This window comes from Xanthomonas sp. Leaf148 (genome assembly GCF_001423585.1).
Classification (GTDB): Bacteria; Pseudomonadota; Gammaproteobacteria; order Xanthomonadales; family Xanthomonadaceae; genus Xanthomonas.
Map to the genome: position 1 here is coordinate 132,350 of NZ_LMOP01000010.1, position 17,253 is coordinate 149,602.

The 17,253-nt window shown below is 62.8% G+C and carries 14 protein-coding genes and 1 pseudogene; 11 read left to right on the top strand and 4 right to left on the bottom strand.

Translation table 11 applies throughout. The features are described from left to right. Positions 1 to 193: 193 nt before the first annotated feature. A complete protein-coding gene (locus ASF90_RS14820) occupies positions 194 to 1,690 on the bottom strand; it encodes an aminotransferase class III-fold pyridoxal phosphate-dependent enzyme (protein WP_055851697.1) in 1,497 nt (498 codons plus the stop codon). A gap of 119 nt (positions 1,691 to 1,809) precedes the next feature. Between ASF90_RS14820 and ASF90_RS14825 the strand changes: the two genes are divergently transcribed. The 6 genes from ASF90_RS14825 to secF all read left to right on the top strand — a co-directional run bounded on the left by ASF90_RS14825 (position 1,810) and on the right by secF (position 8,732). Then, the gene (locus ASF90_RS14825; protein ID WP_055852282.1) at positions 1,810 to 2,241 is read left to right on the top strand and encodes an Lrp/AsnC family transcriptional regulator; all 432 of its coding nucleotides are present in this window, start codon (positions 1,810 to 1,812) and stop codon (positions 2,239 to 2,241) included. 449 nt (positions 2,242 to 2,690) lie between these two features. Next, complete coding sequence (gene queA, locus ASF90_RS14830) at positions 2,691 to 3,761, top strand: tRNA preQ1(34) S-adenosylmethionine ribosyltransferase-isomerase QueA (protein WP_055851700.1); 1,071 nt, start codon at positions 2,691 to 2,693, stop codon at positions 3,759 to 3,761. An 80-nt stretch (positions 3,762 to 3,841) separates the two neighbouring features. Next, positions 3,842 to 4,987, top strand: a complete 1,146-nt coding sequence (gene tgt, locus ASF90_RS14835) for a tRNA guanosine(34) transglycosylase Tgt (RefSeq protein ID WP_055851704.1) — start codon at positions 3,842 to 3,844, stop codon at positions 4,985 to 4,987. A gap of 133 nt (positions 4,988 to 5,120) precedes the next feature. Then, entirely contained in the window at positions 5,121 to 5,474 is a 354-nt protein-coding gene (gene yajC / locus ASF90_RS14840; protein ID WP_055851709.1) for a preprotein translocase subunit YajC, read from the top strand. 331 nt (positions 5,475 to 5,805) lie between these two features. Continuing rightward, positions 5,806 to 7,650: a protein translocase subunit SecD gene (gene secD / locus ASF90_RS14845; RefSeq protein WP_055851713.1), complete on the top strand. Its 1,845-nt coding sequence runs from the start codon at positions 5,806 to 5,808 to the stop codon at positions 7,648 to 7,650. A 113-nt stretch (positions 7,651 to 7,763) separates the two neighbouring features. Next, complete coding sequence (gene secF / locus ASF90_RS14850; RefSeq protein ID WP_055851716.1) at positions 7,764 to 8,732, top strand: protein translocase subunit SecF; 969 nt, start codon at positions 7,764 to 7,766, stop codon at positions 8,730 to 8,732. 160 nt (positions 8,733 to 8,892) lie between these two features. Here secF and ASF90_RS22510 read toward each other — a convergent pair. Beyond that, positions 8,893 to 9,176, bottom strand: a pseudogene (locus tag ASF90_RS22510) (site-specific integrase); the annotation flags it as partial. Between the two features lie 191 nt (positions 9,177 to 9,367). Here ASF90_RS22510 and ASF90_RS23505 point away from each other — a divergent pair. The 5 genes from ASF90_RS23505 (at position 9,368) to ASF90_RS14875 (ending at position 13,804) form a co-directional block, all read left to right on the top strand. Further along, positions 9,368 to 9,628, top strand: coding sequence for a hypothetical protein (locus ASF90_RS23505; protein ID WP_153066567.1), 261 nt, complete (start codon positions 9,368 to 9,370; stop codon positions 9,626 to 9,628). A gap of 135 nt (positions 9,629 to 9,763) precedes the next feature. Next, the gene (locus ASF90_RS14860; protein WP_055851720.1) at positions 9,764 to 10,012 is read left to right on the top strand and encodes a hypothetical protein; all 249 of its coding nucleotides are present in this window, start codon (positions 9,764 to 9,766) and stop codon (positions 10,010 to 10,012) included. Between the two features lie 1,886 nt (positions 10,013 to 11,898). Continuing rightward, complete coding sequence (locus tag ASF90_RS14865; protein WP_055851723.1) at positions 11,899 to 12,351, top strand: hypothetical protein; 453 nt, start codon at positions 11,899 to 11,901, stop codon at positions 12,349 to 12,351. A 184-nt stretch (positions 12,352 to 12,535) separates the two neighbouring features. Then, positions 12,536 to 13,177 (top strand): hypothetical protein, encoded by a 642-nt coding sequence (locus ASF90_RS14870; protein WP_055851726.1) that lies wholly within the window; start codon positions 12,536 to 12,538, stop codon positions 13,175 to 13,177. A gap of 63 nt (positions 13,178 to 13,240) precedes the next feature. Continuing rightward, complete coding sequence (locus tag ASF90_RS14875) at positions 13,241 to 13,804, top strand: hypothetical protein (protein WP_055851729.1); 564 nt, start codon at positions 13,241 to 13,243, stop codon at positions 13,802 to 13,804. Positions 13,805 to 13,973: 169 nt separating this feature from the next. On the opposite strand, the gene ASF90_RS14880 is transcribed toward ASF90_RS14875, so the two are convergent. Together ASF90_RS14880 and ASF90_RS14885 are read right to left on the bottom strand one after the other, a co-directional pair. Continuing rightward, complete coding sequence (locus ASF90_RS14880; protein WP_055851732.1) at positions 13,974 to 15,251, bottom strand: carbohydrate porin; 1,278 nt, start codon at positions 15,249 to 15,251, stop codon at positions 13,974 to 13,976. 171 nt (positions 15,252 to 15,422) lie between these two features. Next, positions 15,423 to 17,165 (bottom strand): fructose-specific PTS transporter subunit EIIC, encoded by a 1,743-nt coding sequence (locus ASF90_RS14885; RefSeq protein ID WP_055851735.1) that lies wholly within the window; start codon positions 17,163 to 17,165, stop codon positions 15,423 to 15,425. Between the last annotated feature and the right edge of the window lie 88 nt (positions 17,166 to 17,253).

The window sequence follows — 17,253 nt, forward strand, 5'->3', positions numbered from 1 at the left end:
GGCGATGGGCGAGGTGAGAGGCGGGCTTCGCAACAGCCTGGCGTCTGCTTGAACACGGTCGATGCCTTGCGCAACGACCGCCGGTGCCGACCACGCTGCCAAACCAAACAACGCGGCGCAGATGGCAACTCCAACACCCAATCGGGCAACGCACCGGCTGCAGTTGCGCAGCCGATGCATCGCCCGGCGCGGATCAGGCGGCCTCGGCCTGCACCTGGCGCGGGCCTTCCTTCAATGCGCGTGCGATCAGGCCGACCAGCAGATCCAGTTCGTCTTCGTCCATCGCAAAGTGCGGGGTGAAGCGCAGCGAGTTCTCGCCGCCGTGGATCACGTTGACGCCGCGATGGCGCAGCCACTCTTCTGTGGAGCCAGCGCCATAGCACTTGAACTGCGGCGCCAGTTCGCAGGAAAACAGCAGCCCGGTGCCTTGCACCTTGGTGATCAGGCCGCCCAGTTCGGACTGCAGCGCCTGCAGCTTGGCAATCGCCTGTGCGCCGCGGGTGCGGATGTTGTCGCGCACTGCTGGGGTGAACAACGCCAGCGTGGCGCAGGCCACATCGAGCGCGCGCGGGTTGGTGGTCATGGTGTTGCCGTAGGTGCCCTTGCGGTACACCTGCGCGGCGTGCTCGGTCACCGCCAGCACCGACAACGGGTACTGCGCGGCGTTGAGCGCCTTGGAATAGGTTTCTAGATCCGGCGGGTCGAGCTGCTCGAAGCCGGGGTAGTCCACCACCGACAGCACGCCGTGCGCACGCAGGCCGGCCTGGATGGAATCCACCAGCAGCAGGCTGCCGTGCGAGCGGGTGAGCGCGCGTGCGGCGGCGTAGAACTCGGCCGGCAGCGCACGCCCCGGGTCGCCTTCGCCCATCACCGGTTCCAGGAACACCGCTTCGATAAACCAGTGGTTGCGCACGGCTTCTTCGAAGGCGCGCTCCAGGGCGGCCACGTCATAGGGCGCGATCGCAATCACCGAATCTTCGTCGCGGTAGCTGGCCAGATACTTGTTGTAGGTCTTGCGGCTGGAATCCGAATACAGCCCCGGTCGGTCGGTGCGGCCATGGAAGCTGCCCTTGACCACCAGGCGCTTGATGGTGGCCCCGGCATGCCGCGCGCCCGGGTCGGTGTGCAGCTTGGCGTTGGTATCGACGATGCGCGCGGCCAGGCCCACCGCTTCGGAGCCGGAGTTGAGACACATGAAACGGGCGAACGGGCAGCCCCCGCGGGTGTGACCGATCTCGGCGCGCAGGGCGCGGTCCAGCCGGCGCTGCGCCAGGCTGGGGGTCATCACATTGGCCATTACCTGCGGGCGCGCCATCGCCTCCAGCACCGGCTCCGGGGTGTGGCCGAAGCCCAGCATGCCGTAGCCGCCGGCGTCGTAGAGCACCGCGCCCTTGAGCGTGATCACCCAAGGCCCACGCGCAGCCAGCGCCACGTAGGGCGTCACCGCATCGTCGGCGTAGAAGTTGATGAAGCCGTCCTGCACGGCGGCGATCTGGTCGCCTTCGTCCAGATCGAGCAGGTCGGCAGCGTCATCGCGCACCTGCGCGTATTCGGCGCCAGCGGCGTCGATGGCGTGGGCCAGGTCCGGATGGTTGGCGGCCAGACGCACGATGGCGGCATCGTCCAGGCCATCGGTCAGGCGGCGGCCGGCGTGGGCACGCAGCGGGGCGAGCGGGGCGAGGACGGACATGGCGCATCTCCTGCATTGACGTTGTCCTTCCTATTATCGGCAGACGATCGGCGTTTGGCAGCGTGAATTTAGGCGTGATGTACGGTATTTTCGTCGATTCGCCGAACCGGATGCGCATTGTGAAAATCACCCCGTCCGACGAACGCCTGTTGTCGCTGCTGCGCGAGGACGCGCGTGCGTCCACTGCACAGATCGCGCGCCGGCTCGGCTTGTCGCGCACCACGGTGCAAAGCCGCATCGAAAAGCTCGAACGCGATGGCGTGATCAGCGGCTACACCGTGCGCACCCACGACGACTACGAACAGGGCCGCATCCGCGCGCACATCCTGATCACCGTGCTGCCCAAGAAGATGCCGGCCGTGGTCAAGGCCTTGCGCGACATCGCCGAGGTGCGCCTGCTGCACTCGGTCAGCGGCGCCTACGACCTGATCGCGCTGGGCGTGGTCGGCGGCGTCAACGAGATGGACGTGCTCACCGACGCGATCGGCGCGATCGACGGGGTGGAGCGCACTACGACCTCAATCATCCTGTCGACCAAGTTCGAGCGGTGAGGGGCGGGGAGTCGGGAATCCTGAGGGTCATGATTCGCGAGCTAGCAAGCCCCTCTCCCCCCGGGAGAGGGGTTGGGGTGAGGGTACGGGGCGAAGCCTCTGCACTATTTGAGCGCATCAGGCTTCGCTCGCACCCTCATCCGGCGCTGCGCGCCACCTTCTCCCGCCCGGCGGGAGAAGGACAAGCAGTCGAGCTGCCGCTCAAGCCSCTCTCCCCTCGGGAGAGGGGTTGGGGWGAGGGTACGGGGCGAAGCCCATGTGGCATTTCAACTCCATGAGGCTTCGCTCGYACCCTCATCCGRCGCTGCGCGCCACCTTCTCCCGACGGGAAAAGGATCTGCGACCTCCGCGACCTCCGCGGGTCTTGTTTGCTTGGAGGAAAAGGCTGCCAAACCTGCCTGTGCATGTCCCGCTAAACTAGTGCCCCCAAACCGCTGCACCGCCACGCCTTGAAGAAGTCCGATTTCAACTATTCGCTCCCCGACGAGCTGATCGCCCAGGCGCCGCTGGCCGAGCGTGCGGCCAGCCGTCTGCTGGTGGTGCCCAAAGCGCCTGCAGACTTCAGCGACCGCCAGGTGCGCGATCTGCCCGAGCTGTTGCAGCCGGGCGATCTGCTGATCTTCAACGACACCCGCGTCATCCCGGCGCGGCTGTTCGGGCAGAAGGCCAGCGGTGGGCGGGTGGAAATCCTGATCGAGCGCCTGCTGGGCGAACGCGAGGCGCGGGTGCAGATCGGCGCGAGCAAGTCGCCCAAGGCCGGCAGCCTGATCGCGCTCGACGCGGGTGGCCAGGCCGAGGTGCTGGGGCGCGATGGCGAGTTTTATCTGCTGCGCTTCGAGATCCCGTTGCCGCTGGAGCAGTGGCTGCCCGAGGCCGGCCGCCTGCCGCTGCCGCCCTACATCCGCCGTGAGCCGGGGCTGGAAGACCGCGAGCGCTACCAAACCGTGTTTGCGCGCGAGGTCGGTGCGGTCGCCGCGCCCACCGCCGGCCTGCATTTCGACGAGCAGCTACTGGCGCGCTTGCGCGAGCGCGGGGTCGAGTTCGGCCACGTCACGCTGCATGTCGGCGCCGGCACGTTTCAGCCGGTGCGGGTGGATGCGCTCGACCAGCACGTGATGCATAAAGAGTGGCTCAACGTCGGTGCCGCGCTGGTGGAGCAGGTGCGTCGCACGCGTGCCCGTGGCGGCCGCGTCATTGCCGTGGGCACCACGGTGGTGCGCTCGCTGGAAAGCGCCTGGCGCAAGACCGATGCCGCACCCGATGGCGAATTGCTGCCGTTCGCCGGCGAAACCCAGATTTTCATCCTGCCCGGCTACCGCATCCGCAGCGTCGATGCGATGGTCACCAACTTCCATCTGCCCGAAAGCACGCTGCTGATGATGGTCTCCGCCTTCGCCGGCCGCGAGCGCATCTTCGCCGCCTACGCGCACGCCATCGCACAGCGCTATCGCTTTTTTTCTTACGGCGATGCGATGTTGTTGTGGGGTAGGGACTGGGGAATCGGGAATGGGGAATCGTAAGGCGCGTCCGCCGAACGATCAGCCACCTGCCAACCGCTCTTCCCATTCCCGATTCCCGACTCCCCATTCCCGGCCTTTCAATGTCCCGACTTCAGTTCCAGCTCCAGACCACCGACGGCCACGCGCGCCGTGGCCGCCTGACCTTTCCGCGCGGCACGGTGGAAACCCCGGCGTTCATGCCGGTGGGCACCTATGGCTCGGTCAAGGGCATCCTGCCCGAGCAGATCCGCGCGCTGGGGGCGGAGATCATCCTGGGCAACACCTTTCATCTGTATCTGCGCCCGGGACTGGATGTGATCGGCGACCACGGTGGCTTGCACGGGTTTGCGCGCTGGGATGGGCCGATCCTCACCGATTCCGGCGGGTTTCAGGTGTTCTCGCTGGCCCATCGCCGCAAGATCACGGAGCAGGGCGTGACCTTTTCCTCGCCCACCGATGGCGCGCGGGTGTTCCTGGGCCCGGAAGAGAGCATGCAGATTCAGAAGGTGCTCGATTCGGACATCGTGATGATCTTCGACGAGTGCACGCCGTACCCGGCCACCGAGGACGTCGCGCGGCGCTCGATGGAGCTGAGCCTGCGCTGGGCGCAGCGCTCGCGCGATGCGCATGACGGATTGGGCAACGACGCGGCGCTGTTCGGCATCGTGCAGGGCGGGGTGCACCCGGACCTGCGCAGCCGCTCGCTGGAGGGCCTGCACGCCATCGGCTTCGATGGCTACGCCATCGGCGGTTTGGCGGTGGGCGAGCCCGAGCACGAGCGCAACGCCATGCTCGAACACCTGCATCCGCAGCTGCCGGCCGACCGCCCGCGCTATCTGATGGGCGTGGGCCGGCCAGAAGACCTGGTGGAAGGCGTGGCGCGCGGCGTGGACATGTTCGACTGCGTCATGCCCACCCGCAACGCGCGCAACGGCCACTATTTCACCTCGTTCGGCACGGTGCGCATCCGCAACGCCAAATACGAACGCGACCTGGACACCATCGAGCCGGGCTGCGGTTGCCATGCCTGCAGCAGCGGCTACACGCGCTCCTACCTGCGTCACCTGGACCGCTGCAACGAGATGCTGGCCCCGATGCTGGGCACCATGCACAACCTCTGGTACTACGAAAAACTGATGGCAGACATGCGTGCGGCGATCGCGGCGGGAACCTTTGTGCAGTTCCGGCGGTCCTTCTATGCGGCACGCGGCGCCACCACGCCGCCGTTGCCGGGGGAAACCAGCTGAGCCCTTCCGTCCGTGCCCTCGGCGCGGACGGGGTGGAACCCGCGTGGCATAATTCCCGGCTGTTCCGCTCTGGCGGTACCTGAATAGCGAGTGGGCCCGTGGGGCGCGCTGGCACCAAACTAGGATGCACTGAATGAATTTGCTCGATTTCCTGATCCCGGTCGCCCAGGCGCAAGCCACAGGTGGCGCGCCGGCCGCCGGCCCGATGGGGAGCCTGTCCACCTTCGCGCTGCCGATCATCCTGATTGCGGTCATGTATTTTTTGATGATTCGTCCGCAGATGAAGCGTCAGAAGGAGCACAAGTCGCTGCTGGACAAGCTGGCACGCGGCGATGAAGTCATCACCTCCGGCGGCGTCGCTGGCGTGATTGCCGACATCGGCGACAACTTCATCACCGTGGAAGTGGCCGACAACGTCCGCATCCGCGTGCAGAAGAGCGCGGTGGGCCATGTGCTGCCGAAGGGCACGCTGAAGTCCGCCAGCTGAGTCGGGCTATCGGCCTCGGGTACCGTCTGGCGCTGCCGGCCGGTGCTCGAAAACGCCAGGGGCCGCTCGTACACTCCGCTGTCGTCGCGCTGCCGATGCCTGCGTTGGGTTGCTCAAGACGTCGCTGCAATTGAAGGCCTGCAATACCACCGCTGCGCGCACCGTCAGGCGGGCGCAGTCGGTGCACGGAGTCGGAATGCGCCACTCGGCGTTTTCGCTCCGCGCACTGCCCGTATCCACCGGATGACCGCTCGCGACGTTGTATTGGCCGCTTGAAGTCGTTCTCACTGCTAGGCGCGGCGCCGGGATGGTGCTGTGCGGGACTGTCGCAATGCTCGAATTTCCTCGCTGGAAGTATTTCCTGATCCTGCTGGTGCTGGCGGTCAGCGCGTTGTATGCGCTGCCCAACATCTATCAGAAAGACCCGTCCGTGCAGATCACCGCCAGCCGCGGTGCACAGCTCGACGACGCATTGCGCAGCCGCATCGACGGCGAGCTCAAGGGCGCGGGCATCACGCCCAAAGCCGTCACCAAGGAAGGCGACAGCCTGATGGTGCGCCTGTCCTCGTTGCAGGCGCAGACCCGCGCCAACGATGTGCTGCGTCAGCAGCTGGGCGAGAACTACACGGTGGCGCTGAATCTGGCCTCCACCGTGCCGGAGTGGCTGGCCAAGCTGGGCGGCAAGCCGATGGTGCTGGGCCTGGACCTGGTCGGCGGCGTGCACTTCGCCATGCAGGTCGATCAGAAGGCTGCAGTGGAAAAGCGGATCGAAGGCTTTGCCGAAGACATCCGCACCACCTTGCGTGACGGCCGCATCGCGTATCGGGCGGTCGAGCGTCGCGGCGACAACAGCATCCAGATCAGCCTGGGCGAGGGCGCCAGCGCCGATGCGGCGCGCACCGCGCTGGCCAAGGCGCAGCCGTTGCTGACCTACGACGTCAGCGGCCAGAACATCGCAGTGAAGGTGCCGGAGGCCGAGCTCAAGCAGATCGCCAGCGGCGCGATCGAGCAGAACCTCACCACCTTGCGCAATCGCGTCAATGCGCTGGGCGTGTCCGAGCCGACCATCCAGCGCCAGGGCGAAGACCGCATCGTGGTCGAATTGCCCGGTTTGCAGGACACCGCCGAGGCCAAGCGCCTGATCGGCGCCACCGCCTCGCTGGAATTCCGCGCGGTGGTCGACGGCAATGCCGAAGACGCAGTGCGCAGCGGCAGCATCCCGCCGGAAGCCAAGGTTTACCGCGTGCGCGATACCGGCGCGCCGGTGTTGCTCAACAAGCGCGCGCTGGTGACCGGCGACCAGATGGTCAGTGCCAGCGTCAGCAACGACCAGAACGGCATGCCCGCCGTATCGGTGACGCTCAACAACGTCGCCGGCCAGCGCATGCTCGACTACACCAGCGCCAACGTCGGCAAGCTGATGTCGGTGGTGTACATCGAGCGCATCCCCACCGTGACCATGGTCGACGGCAAGGAAGTGCGTAGCGTTCGGGTCAAGGAAGAAGCCTTGTCGCCGACCCGCATTGCCGGCGTGTTCGGCAAGAACTTCCAGACCACCGGTCTGGAGAAGGTGGAAGCCGAGAACCTGGCCAAGCTGCTGAAGTCCGGCTCGCTGGCTGCGCCGATGGATTTTGTCGAGGAATACGTGATCGGCCCGAGTCTGGGTGCGGAAAACGTGGAGCGCGGCGTCACTGCGGTGGTGTACTCGTTCCTGTTCACGCTGGTGTTCTTCACCATCTACTACCGCGTGTTCGGCGCGATCACCTCGGTGGCGCTGCTGTTCAATCTGCTGATCGTGGTGGCGGTGATGTCGCTGTTCGGCGCCACCATGACGCTGCCGGGTTTTGCTGGCCTTGCCCTGTCGGTCGGTCTGTCGGTGGACGCCAACGTGCTGATCAACGAGCGTATCCGCGAAGAGTTGCGGCTGGGCGTGCCGGCCAAGTCGGCGATTGCCGCGGGTTATGAAAAGGCCGGCGGCACCATCCTGGACGCCAACCTCACCGGTTTGATCGTGGCGGTGGCCCTGTATGCGTTCGGCACCGGCCCGTTGAAGGGCTTCGCGCTGACCATGATGATCGGTATTTTCGCCTCGATGTTCACCGCGATCACCGTGTCGCGTGCGCTGGCGGTGCTGATCTACGGCAGCCGCAAGAAGCTGAAGACCGTCGCTATTTGAGATGCGAGTCCGGCCTCGACCCTGCAGCAGAGCTGTAGCGGTCGAGGGATGAATCCCTTCGCAAGCGTTGCGCATCCCGAGGGTGCGTAACGTCTAAACGGAAGATCTTTTCCATGAAATTGTTCCCGCTCCATCTCATTCCCAACGACACCAAGATCGATTTCATGCGCCCGCGCAAGCCGGTGCTGATCCTGATGCTGATCCTGGCAGTCGCTTCGGTCGGCATCATCGTCGGCAAGGGCTTCAATTACGCGCTGGAATTCACCGGCGGCACGCTGGTGCAAACCAGCTTCCAGAAAACGGTGGATGTGGACCAGGTGCGCGAGCAGCTGTCCAAGGCCGGCTTCGAAAACGCACAGGTGCAAAACGCCCGCGGCGGCAACGAGGTGATGATCCGTCTGCAGGCGCGTGAGCAGCACAACAACCGGGACGATGCTGCGCGCACCGTTGCCGAAGAAGTGCGCAAAGCGGTCAGCACCGAGCAGAATCCGGCCACCGTGCAGCCAGGCGAGTTCGTCGGCCCGCAGGTCGGCAAGGACCTGGCCTTGAACGGCGTGTACGCCACGGTGTTCATGCTGGTGGGCTTTTTGATCTACATCGCCTTCCGTTTCGAGTGGAAGTTCGCGGTGGTGGCCAGCGTGACGGCGTTGTTCGACTTGCTGGTGACGGTGGCCTTCGTGTCGCTGACCGGTCGCGAGTTCGATCTGACCGTGCTGGCCGGTCTGTTGTCGGTGATGGGCTTTGCGATCAACGACATCATCGTGGTGTTCGACCGTGTGCGCGAAAACTTCCGCGGGTTGCGTGTGGAACCGCTGGAAGTGTTGAACCGTTCGATCAACCAGACGCTGTCGCGCACGATCATCACCGCGGTGATGTTCTTCCTGTCGGCATTGGCGCTGTACATCTACGGCGGCGAATCGATGGAAGGTCTGGCCGAGACGCACATGATCGGTGCGGTGATCGTGGTGATCTCCTCGGTGATCGTGGCGGTGCCGATGCTGAGCATCGGGCCGTTTGCGGTGACCAAGCAGGATCTGCTGCCCAAGGCCAAGGATGTGGAGGCGCTGGCGCGTCGCCCCTGATTGGTTGAGTGGCAGAGCTTCACGAAAAAACCGCGCATTGCGCGGTTTTTTCGTTTCTGGCGGTGGACGTCGTGACTGCATGGTGTGCACTGTGACGCCACTACTCAAGATTGTGATCACTAGGGATTTCGTCGGACACGTGATGCCGATCGATACGCGGTACGTCGCGGGAGAGAAACAACAGCACCGCCAACGCCCGCTTCTGTGTGCCCCAGACACCTGTGCCTGGATCGCCAAGCAGGTGAGGAACGTCTCGACCTCCACTTGGCCCATCTGCACCAAATAACGCTTGCCGCTGGTCAGGGTGAAGCGCCGTATCCAACTCAGATAGGCCTGCTCGGTGTGCAGGCTGCAGTGCCGTACCCGCGGGCGGTCGCGCACCTGATCCAGCAGCTTCGGCCCCGACCGCGCTGTTACGCCTCCATCTCCCGGGATGTAATTCATACGCCTGCTCAACAGTTGGGTGACATCACCAGCATCGACGTCGGGCTTGGCCCCAGCTATCAGGTAAGCGATTGATATTCATTGGGAAGAGCCTATTCCCTCGCGTCCGCGGATTACGGATACTAGGTGCAGCACCGCGTTTAGGCGGTCCAATAGTAGTTAGTCCCAATGGAAGAGTTGGCGAGCTGAAAATGGAAAGATTTCTTAGAGGGCTTTTCGCAACCATCCTATTTGCTGCTTTGGCTTACCTTCCCTGGTACTACTGGGAAGCCTCACGTCTCGTCATGCGCGGCGAGGCGCCTGCAGGTACGCTGGGGATTGGTTCTCAAAGTGCAGCAGAATCTATCTGGTGGCTCATGGGACTGGGAATGCTCTTATGGATACCGTTGTCTCTGGCGATAGCGGGCATGGCTTCGTTGGCCTTTCTTGCGCTTACTCACACCAAAAACTGAATGGTTGCGCCGCAAGGTTGAAGGCCGCGCGCAAACTGCAAGCCTAACAATTCATTCAAGCCGAACTGGCTTCGCAAGTCGGCTTAATTCAGGCGTTAGGCGGATGATCAGAGATAATCGTAACTGAGACTTTTCATGGACAACTATCAGCTTGTTACATCGCCCCTATGCCGCTCCGTCACGACCGATGGCCGCACTGTTCGCCTAGAGATCTATCGCGGGCCCGACACCGACTGGACTCTTGAGGCTCTTGATGAGTTCAACAACTCCACCGTCTGGGATGCCCTATTCGCAACGGACCAGGCCGCACTCGACGAGGCTTTGCGCACTATTCGGGATGAGTGCATTGACTCCCTCATTGGTCCGCCCAGCGGCGTCCATTAATGGATCAGCCGTCTCACAATTCATTCAATTCGAAATTGCTTCGCAACTCGGCTTAATTCAGGCGTTAGGCCGTGGCGGAGCAAATGCGTTGTTGGTTGCCGCTTCGGTGAGTTCGCAGGCGTGCATGCGGTTGGCTCCGGACAGCAGTCATCACCGTTGCTGGTTGCGGTAAGTTCGGTGCTCGCCTTGGCACGTCGTTCCCGCGCTGCGCTCGGTGCAGTTGGCTTCGGTGGCATCACGCGCCACTGCATCGCCGGGCAAGCTCCCTCCCGCAAGCTGTGGCACACTCGGTCCAGGCGGCAGTGCTGGGGAGCATGGTTGCACCATCCAACCTTTGCGGCCACTCACTGCCTAACAACTCATTCAAGCCGAAGTTGCTTCGCAACTCGGCTTAATTCAAGCGTTAGGTTTCACAACACATGCGCACATCTCCTCTTTACCGTTCCGTCAACACTCGGACTCATGGCGTGAAACACGGCATAGGTGGAGAGTTTCGGCACAGTCGGAACTCGCAGAAGTCGACTAGCAGCGAAGTGGCGCGCGAATCGATGAACGGTCGGCTAAAGCACGGCCGTGACTACACGCCACTCTTTCGCTTTCTACTGTCAAAGGTTGGTGAGCCTTGGGATCAAATATACGCAGAGGCCAAGTCACGGCTAGACACAACTGATCCGATATTTTGGCTTGTCGCACGATGTGAAGAACAGCGGGAGGAGTTCGTGCGCGTCGACGAGAGTAGCTATTTCAGCGGACTATACATTGATGAAGACGGCGTTCTACAACTGGTAAACTCAAACCTGAGATCCAAAGACATGACACCATTCTGCGTGTGTTGCACGCACACACTGAACGGCCTTCGGTTCGGTACGCCAGATTAGAGAAGCACTTAGGCGCAGCCGTTCCAGGAGCAGCCTAACAATTCATTCGAGCCGACGCCGCTTAGCGACGCGGCTTAACTCAGGCGTTAGGCCACATGAGAAAGTTTGCAGCGATCATAGTTCTAGGCCTCGTAGCAGGAGTAGCGTCCGCTCACCAAGATCGCATTCTGCCAATTGGTGCAGATGGCGCTCTGGGTGCTATTCCTGACAGGTATGGGCCCGTTAAAGTGCGTATCTCGCGCGCTGCGGAGAACTCTGGGGCGCTAACGGGAGTTGCTATAACTTCACCGCATTTCAACATCGTCCTTAGTCAATGCATCCTCAGCAAGCTAAAGGGCGTTACTCACATTCAAGCCAGCGGTTCTTGGTACCACACTCGTGGCAGCTTACCGCCTTACGCTTCATTGACCTTCTATAGCGGCGAGTACGATCCACGCAGTCCAGCCAACGAGTACTACTCGGTTACCTTCTCTCTTCTCGATGGACACATTCTGATGGGGCAACGAGCCTGGTACCCCATTATTGGCGACTGGCGTGCGCAAGTCATAGACCCTGCCGACAAATGCTCTTATTGGCAAAAGATCGGCATGTGGCCTAACAATTCATTCAAGCCGAACCTGCTTCGCGGGTCGGCTTAATTCAGGTGTTAGGCCGTGGTGGAGCAAATGCGTTGGTGGTTGCCGCTTCGGTGAGTTCGCAGGCATGCATACGGTTAGCTGCGGACAGTAGTCATCACCGTTGCTGGTTGCGGTAAGTTTGGTACTTCGCCTTGGCAAGTCGTTCCCACGCTGCGTTCGGTGCACTTGGCTTCGATGGCATCACGCGCCGCTGCATCGCTTGGCAAGCTCCCTCCCGCAAGCTGTGGCACACTCGGTCCAGGCGGCAGTGCTGGGGGAGCAGGATTGCACCATCCAACCTTTGCGGCCACTCACTGCCTAACAATTCATTCAAGCCGACGCCGCTTCGCGGCGCGGCTTAATTCAGGCGTTAGGCCGCTCAGGCACATCTATGCAAACGTTCAAGTCTTGGCGTCCGATCGAACACGTCCCTGAATATCTTTCGGGTGTGTTTATCCTCCAGCACTTCGCCGGCTCCATGACTGTTGTGTGTGATGGAGACTTTGGCAATGGTCAGTTGCTTGTCTTGCGCTTCGAGGGTTTCGAGGCCGTGGCAACGCACGAGGAGTTCGCCCATCAGTGGCCTGGCGAATCGGGAGTTCTGAAGCTACCAAAGTCACCCGGCGGCAACTGGACGTTCCCTTTCTTGCAAGTCGAAAACTCGGAGTGGGCGGCGGACTCTGTGCAGGCGGTTACCTTCGGACGGACGCCTTGCCACTACTCCATAGTCTCAGGAAGCGACATCGTCGATATCCTTTCTTTGGAACCACCTGACGTGGCCTGGACTTCTGTTGAGGCAGTAGAATTGGTCATGCAGGCCACAGCCAACCTAGCTGCGGCCTAACAATTCGTCCAAGCCGAAGCCGCTTCGCGGCTCGGCTTAACTCAGGCGTTAGCGCTCAAAGCAATGTCCCTGGCACTCATAAACAAACTGTTGGGGCGCCCTGCGGCAAACGCCAGCACTGCCGCATCTGACGACTACAAAGAACGCATCAAGGCGTTCGAGAGCGTCCTTAGTGACTGCCTCAATGTCTCTCGCAACTGCGCCGGCATCCCACTTCTATGCCAGCGTTCTGTTCACAACGCTATGCGCTCGCGGCGTCAGTTTAGCGATCTTGGCTCCAGGCACGTCATGGTCAAAGAAGGTCACTGACCACTGGGACTACGCCTCACTAGCCGTACTTGTCAGATCCCTGCTCGAGGTAAGGGAGTGTCGCTGGAACATCTTCAATCTCCATGACTGCACGGCAAGGATTCACCTGTTTGAGGAGATGGATCCAAACTCAGCCGACATTCCGGGGTTTCAGACGCAGGCCGCTGAGCTTAGAGATCGACTCAATAGCAATGCATTCTTCTTGGCTCTCCGTGCGTCAGATCAGCGCAAACTCCTTCATGGCAAGAGTGCATATCTCGCGCCGCTGGAGACAATTGCTGCCGCAGCTGGCGTGGAAGTTCAGCAGTTTCGTTGGCTATACAAGTTCCTTTCCAGCCATGTACATGGCCTTCCCTTGTCGTTCTACCGCACCGGCCAGTTCGACGAGCGTGGCCGCGGGGTGCATTGCGAGGTCGAGGATAACTATAGTTGCTTGTGCGTTTCCTTCGCCCTTACGCTACTGGTGTCCGCGCGAGACGAAATGGAGGCACTGTTTGTTCCCCACGTTGAGCGCTAACAATTCATTCAAGCAGAAGCCGCTTCGCGGCTCGGCTTAATTCAGGCGTTCGGCGTCTCAATCATGATCCCCATCTTCGAACAAAGTAGTGGAAACGGTATCGGCCACGGACTTCAGTCCTTCCTTCGGCGCTTCGATGAAATCTGCGTCGCGCATCTCGCTAAAGGCCGTGCCAAGTCGTTCGCATTCATCTTCTACGACTTCACCGATCAAGCCATCCGCGAGGTTCTGAAGAATCAAGGCGTCTTCGCACAGCTTGACCGTCTATCCGGTAAAGAACTGAGCGTCTTCTACTTGCATGCCGGAACAAAGACCGCCGTTGATGCATTTAACGCTCATTTCTTTGACGCACTCGGCATCAAGGACCAAGCGACGCTACCGTGTGTGGTCTTCTTTCGATTGCAAGAAGGAGCAGTTGAGGACGTCGAGATTGCGCAACTTGAAAACGCTGATCTTGTTCATGGGTTTCATGAACTGTATGGCGCAATTCAACAGTATCTTTCGGCAAGCCCCGCAGCTTCAATTGAGCCGTCGCGGGCAATTCGGTGGCTCAAAGGCGGTGCGAAGTTTTTATCAATCGAGGTATTTCGTGCCGCACTCAAGAAGGGCTTCGAGCTTTTCTTTTAGGGCTACGCAAGGACGCCGAACCCATCATTCCAGCGGACCGCCTCCGGCGGCCGCTGAATTCAAACGTTAGGTAGTGATGGGTCATTACGCAGATGCAACGCACCCGCCACTCACTTCAGGCGGTGGTGCCCGCCAAGCATGCGCGCAATGCGCGCAGCTTCTCCACGGGTCACAGATTCCAGTCGATCCGCATGCCCGCAATCAGCGCGTTCTTCAGATCGTTGGTGCGTGTCGGCTCGTTGAACTGGTCCGGGTTGATCACGTAATGCAGGTTCGGCGCGATGCGCAGGCGCTTGGTGACCTGGATGCCGTAGCTGAGCTCCATCATGATCTGGTTGTCGGCCGGGGTGCCGGTGCCGCCGGCCGAGGCGCGGGCCAAACGCAGGTTTTCCAGCGCTTCGTCGCTGTATTTTTGTTGGGTGATCACGAAGGCGATGTTGTCCTGCGGGCGGCTGGCGAAGGTGCCTTTTTGCACCAGGCCCAGTTGCACGAAGTGATCTTCGATGGCCTGGCCGCCGGTGCTTTGCAGAATCGCGCCGAAGACGGTGAGGCCGCGGGTGCCGGACGGGTCGGGATTGGTAACCTGCTGCTCGAAGCGACCGAACAGGCCCGAGCGGCCCTGCTTGTTTTCATAGCCCAGCCCACTGAGCACGGCCGGGTTGCCGTTGCGGTCGCGCAGCGGGTCGGTGTAGTCGGAGTTGTCCTGCCAGCCGCCGAGTTCGTACATCGCGGCCATGCTGCCGTCGCCGCCCCTGTTCTTGTAGCCCACCGCATAGGGCACCACCACGCCGGTGGTGTCGTCGGTGCTCCACTTCAAGCCGTGCTGGCCGTCCTGCGCCTGCACCGGGTTCACTTCATACGCGCCGACATGCACATAGACCTTGGGCGTGACCCAGGCGGTGGCGTGCGCGGCCCAGCTGGAGACCGGCCAATAGGTGAAGTTGCTGGTGCGGAATACGAAGGTGGGGTTGCCGCAGGCCGAGTTGCCCTGGAAGTACTGGCACAGGTCAGAGCCGAGGAAATGGATGTTGGCGACGCTGCGGCCGGCTTCCAGTTCCAGGCGGTCGTTGAAGAGTTTTTGCAGCAGGGTGAAGTTGGCCAGACGCGTGCCCTGGCCGCCGTAGATTTCCTGCACCGAGGTGCTGTTGCCGATGCTGCTGTTGGACAGATTGGTGCCGTGACGATTGGAGACGTAGAGCTTGATTGTGGCGCCGTTCCAGCCGAACAGGCGGTCCATGTCGACATCGGTGCCGACCATCAGCTGGCCGGCGTAGGCATCGCCACTCTTACGGCCGCCGTCGATCATCGAGGCGGCTTCGCCGGTGTAGCCCAGCTTGAGCTTGAAGACATCGGCGGCGTCCTGCGCCTGGGCGAGTGGGGCGATCGCCAGCGCGAGCGACAGGCACAGCAGGCGGGGATGGGCGCGGCGGGAGGGCAGGGCAGTCATGGCAGGACTCCGAACAAAGAGGGCGTGGCCAAGGTGGCGAACGCGACAGCACGTGGGTGGGCAAGCCGCTGGCGGCGCACATCGGTGCGCGGCGCAGCGGTGATCGATCAGGGGTGACGCGCATCCGGCGCGTCGGATGCGGCGGCCATCGGCCGCCGCAGGGGGCTGACGTCAGGCGACGACGTCGGCGACCGGCTTCTTGAGCACACGCAGGGCAATCGCGGTGACTGCCACGCCGGCCAGCAATGCCAGCACATACATCGCCAGATGGGTGACGGCATTGGGAATCAGCAGCACGAAGATGCCGCCATGCGGAGCCTTGAGCTCGGCGCCGACCGACATCGAAATCGCGCCGGCCACGGCCGAGCCGATCATCAGTGCCGGAATGGTGCGCAACGGGTCGCGCGCGGCATACGGGATGGCGCCTTCGGTGACGAAGGCCAGCCCGAGCACGCCGGCGGCGGTGGCCGAGCCGCGTTCTTCGACGGTGAAGCGGTTGCGGAACAGCCAGGTGGCCAGCGCGATGCCCAGCGGCGGTGTCATGCCGGCCACCATGGCGGCGGCCATCGGGGTGTAGACCTGGCTGGCGATCAGGCCGGTGGAAAACGCGTAGGCGGCCTTGTTGACCGGCCCGCCCATGTCGAAGGCCATCATGCCGCCCAGCAACAGGCCCAGCAGCAGCGCGCTGCTGCCTTGCATGCCGCGCAACCAGGCGGTGAGCCAGGCCAGCAGGTCGGCGACCGGTTGGCCGAACACGTACATCATCGCCAGGCCAACCAGCAGGGTGCCCAGCACCGGCAGGATCAATACCGGCTTGAGTCCTTCCAGGTTGCGCGGCAGCTTGATGTAGCGGTTGAGCGCGGCCACGCCGTAGCCGGCGATGAAGCCGGCGATGATGCCGCCGAGAAAACCGGCATTGAGATTGGCCGCGACCAGCCCGCCGATCATGCCGGGCGCGATGCCGGGGCGGTCGGCGATGGAGTAGGCGATGTAACCGGCCAGCGCGGGCACCATCAAGGTAAAGCCGGCCTTGGCGCCGATCTGGAACAGCGACCAGGCCAGCGTGCCCTGGTGCGCGTCGTCGCCGGCATAGATGCCGCCCAGCGCGAACGCCAGCGCGATCAACAGGCCGCCGGCAGTGACGAACGGCAGCATGAACGACACGCCGGTCATCAGGTGTTTGTAGGCGCCAGTGCGACCGTTGCCTTTGTTGTCCGATGTGGCGCTGGCGCCTGCGACCGTGGCTGCGCCGCCCTGCACGCCGGCCTCGGCCAGCGCCTTCTGGATGAGTGCGGGGCCATCGTTGATCGCCGGCTTGGTGCCGCTCTTGAACAGCCGCTTGCCACCGAAACGGGCCAGGTCCACTTCGCGGTCGGCGGCGATGATGACAACGTCGGCCGCGCGGATTTCCTCGTCGGTCAATGCGTCCTGCGCGCCGACCGAGCCCTGCGTTTCCACGCGCATCTGATAGCCGAGCTTCTTTGCGGCCTGCTGCAGGCCTTCGGCGGCCATGAAGGTGTGCGCGATGCCGGTGGGGCAGGAGGTGATCGCAACGATGCGTTTGCCGCCTGCGCCGGATGCGTCGGTCGCTGCCGATGTGCTGGTCGTTGCGGTGGGCACTGCGAGCTGGCTGACGGCGGCGGCCGGGTCGTCCAGCACGGCGCCCAGGCTCAGCCGCAGCAGTTGTGCGTCGCCGAAGCGTGCGGTGTCGGCATCGGCATCGCCGACGATCAGGACCTGCGTGGCACTGCTGGCCAGTTCGGTCGGTAGCGCACCGAGCACGCCCTGGTCGCTGCGGATTTCGATCGTCACGCTGCGCCCGGCGGCGGTGGCCGCGCGGCGCAGCGCCTCGGCCGCCAGAACGGCTTCGGTACTGCGCTCGCCGGCGGCGATGACCACGATGGAAGAGGACATGGCAAAACTCCTGCTGTATTGCGGTCGCCGGTGTGGCCGGCGGGGGGAATTGGGGGCGTTACGCGTGCGGGTGGCGCGTGCCGGGACG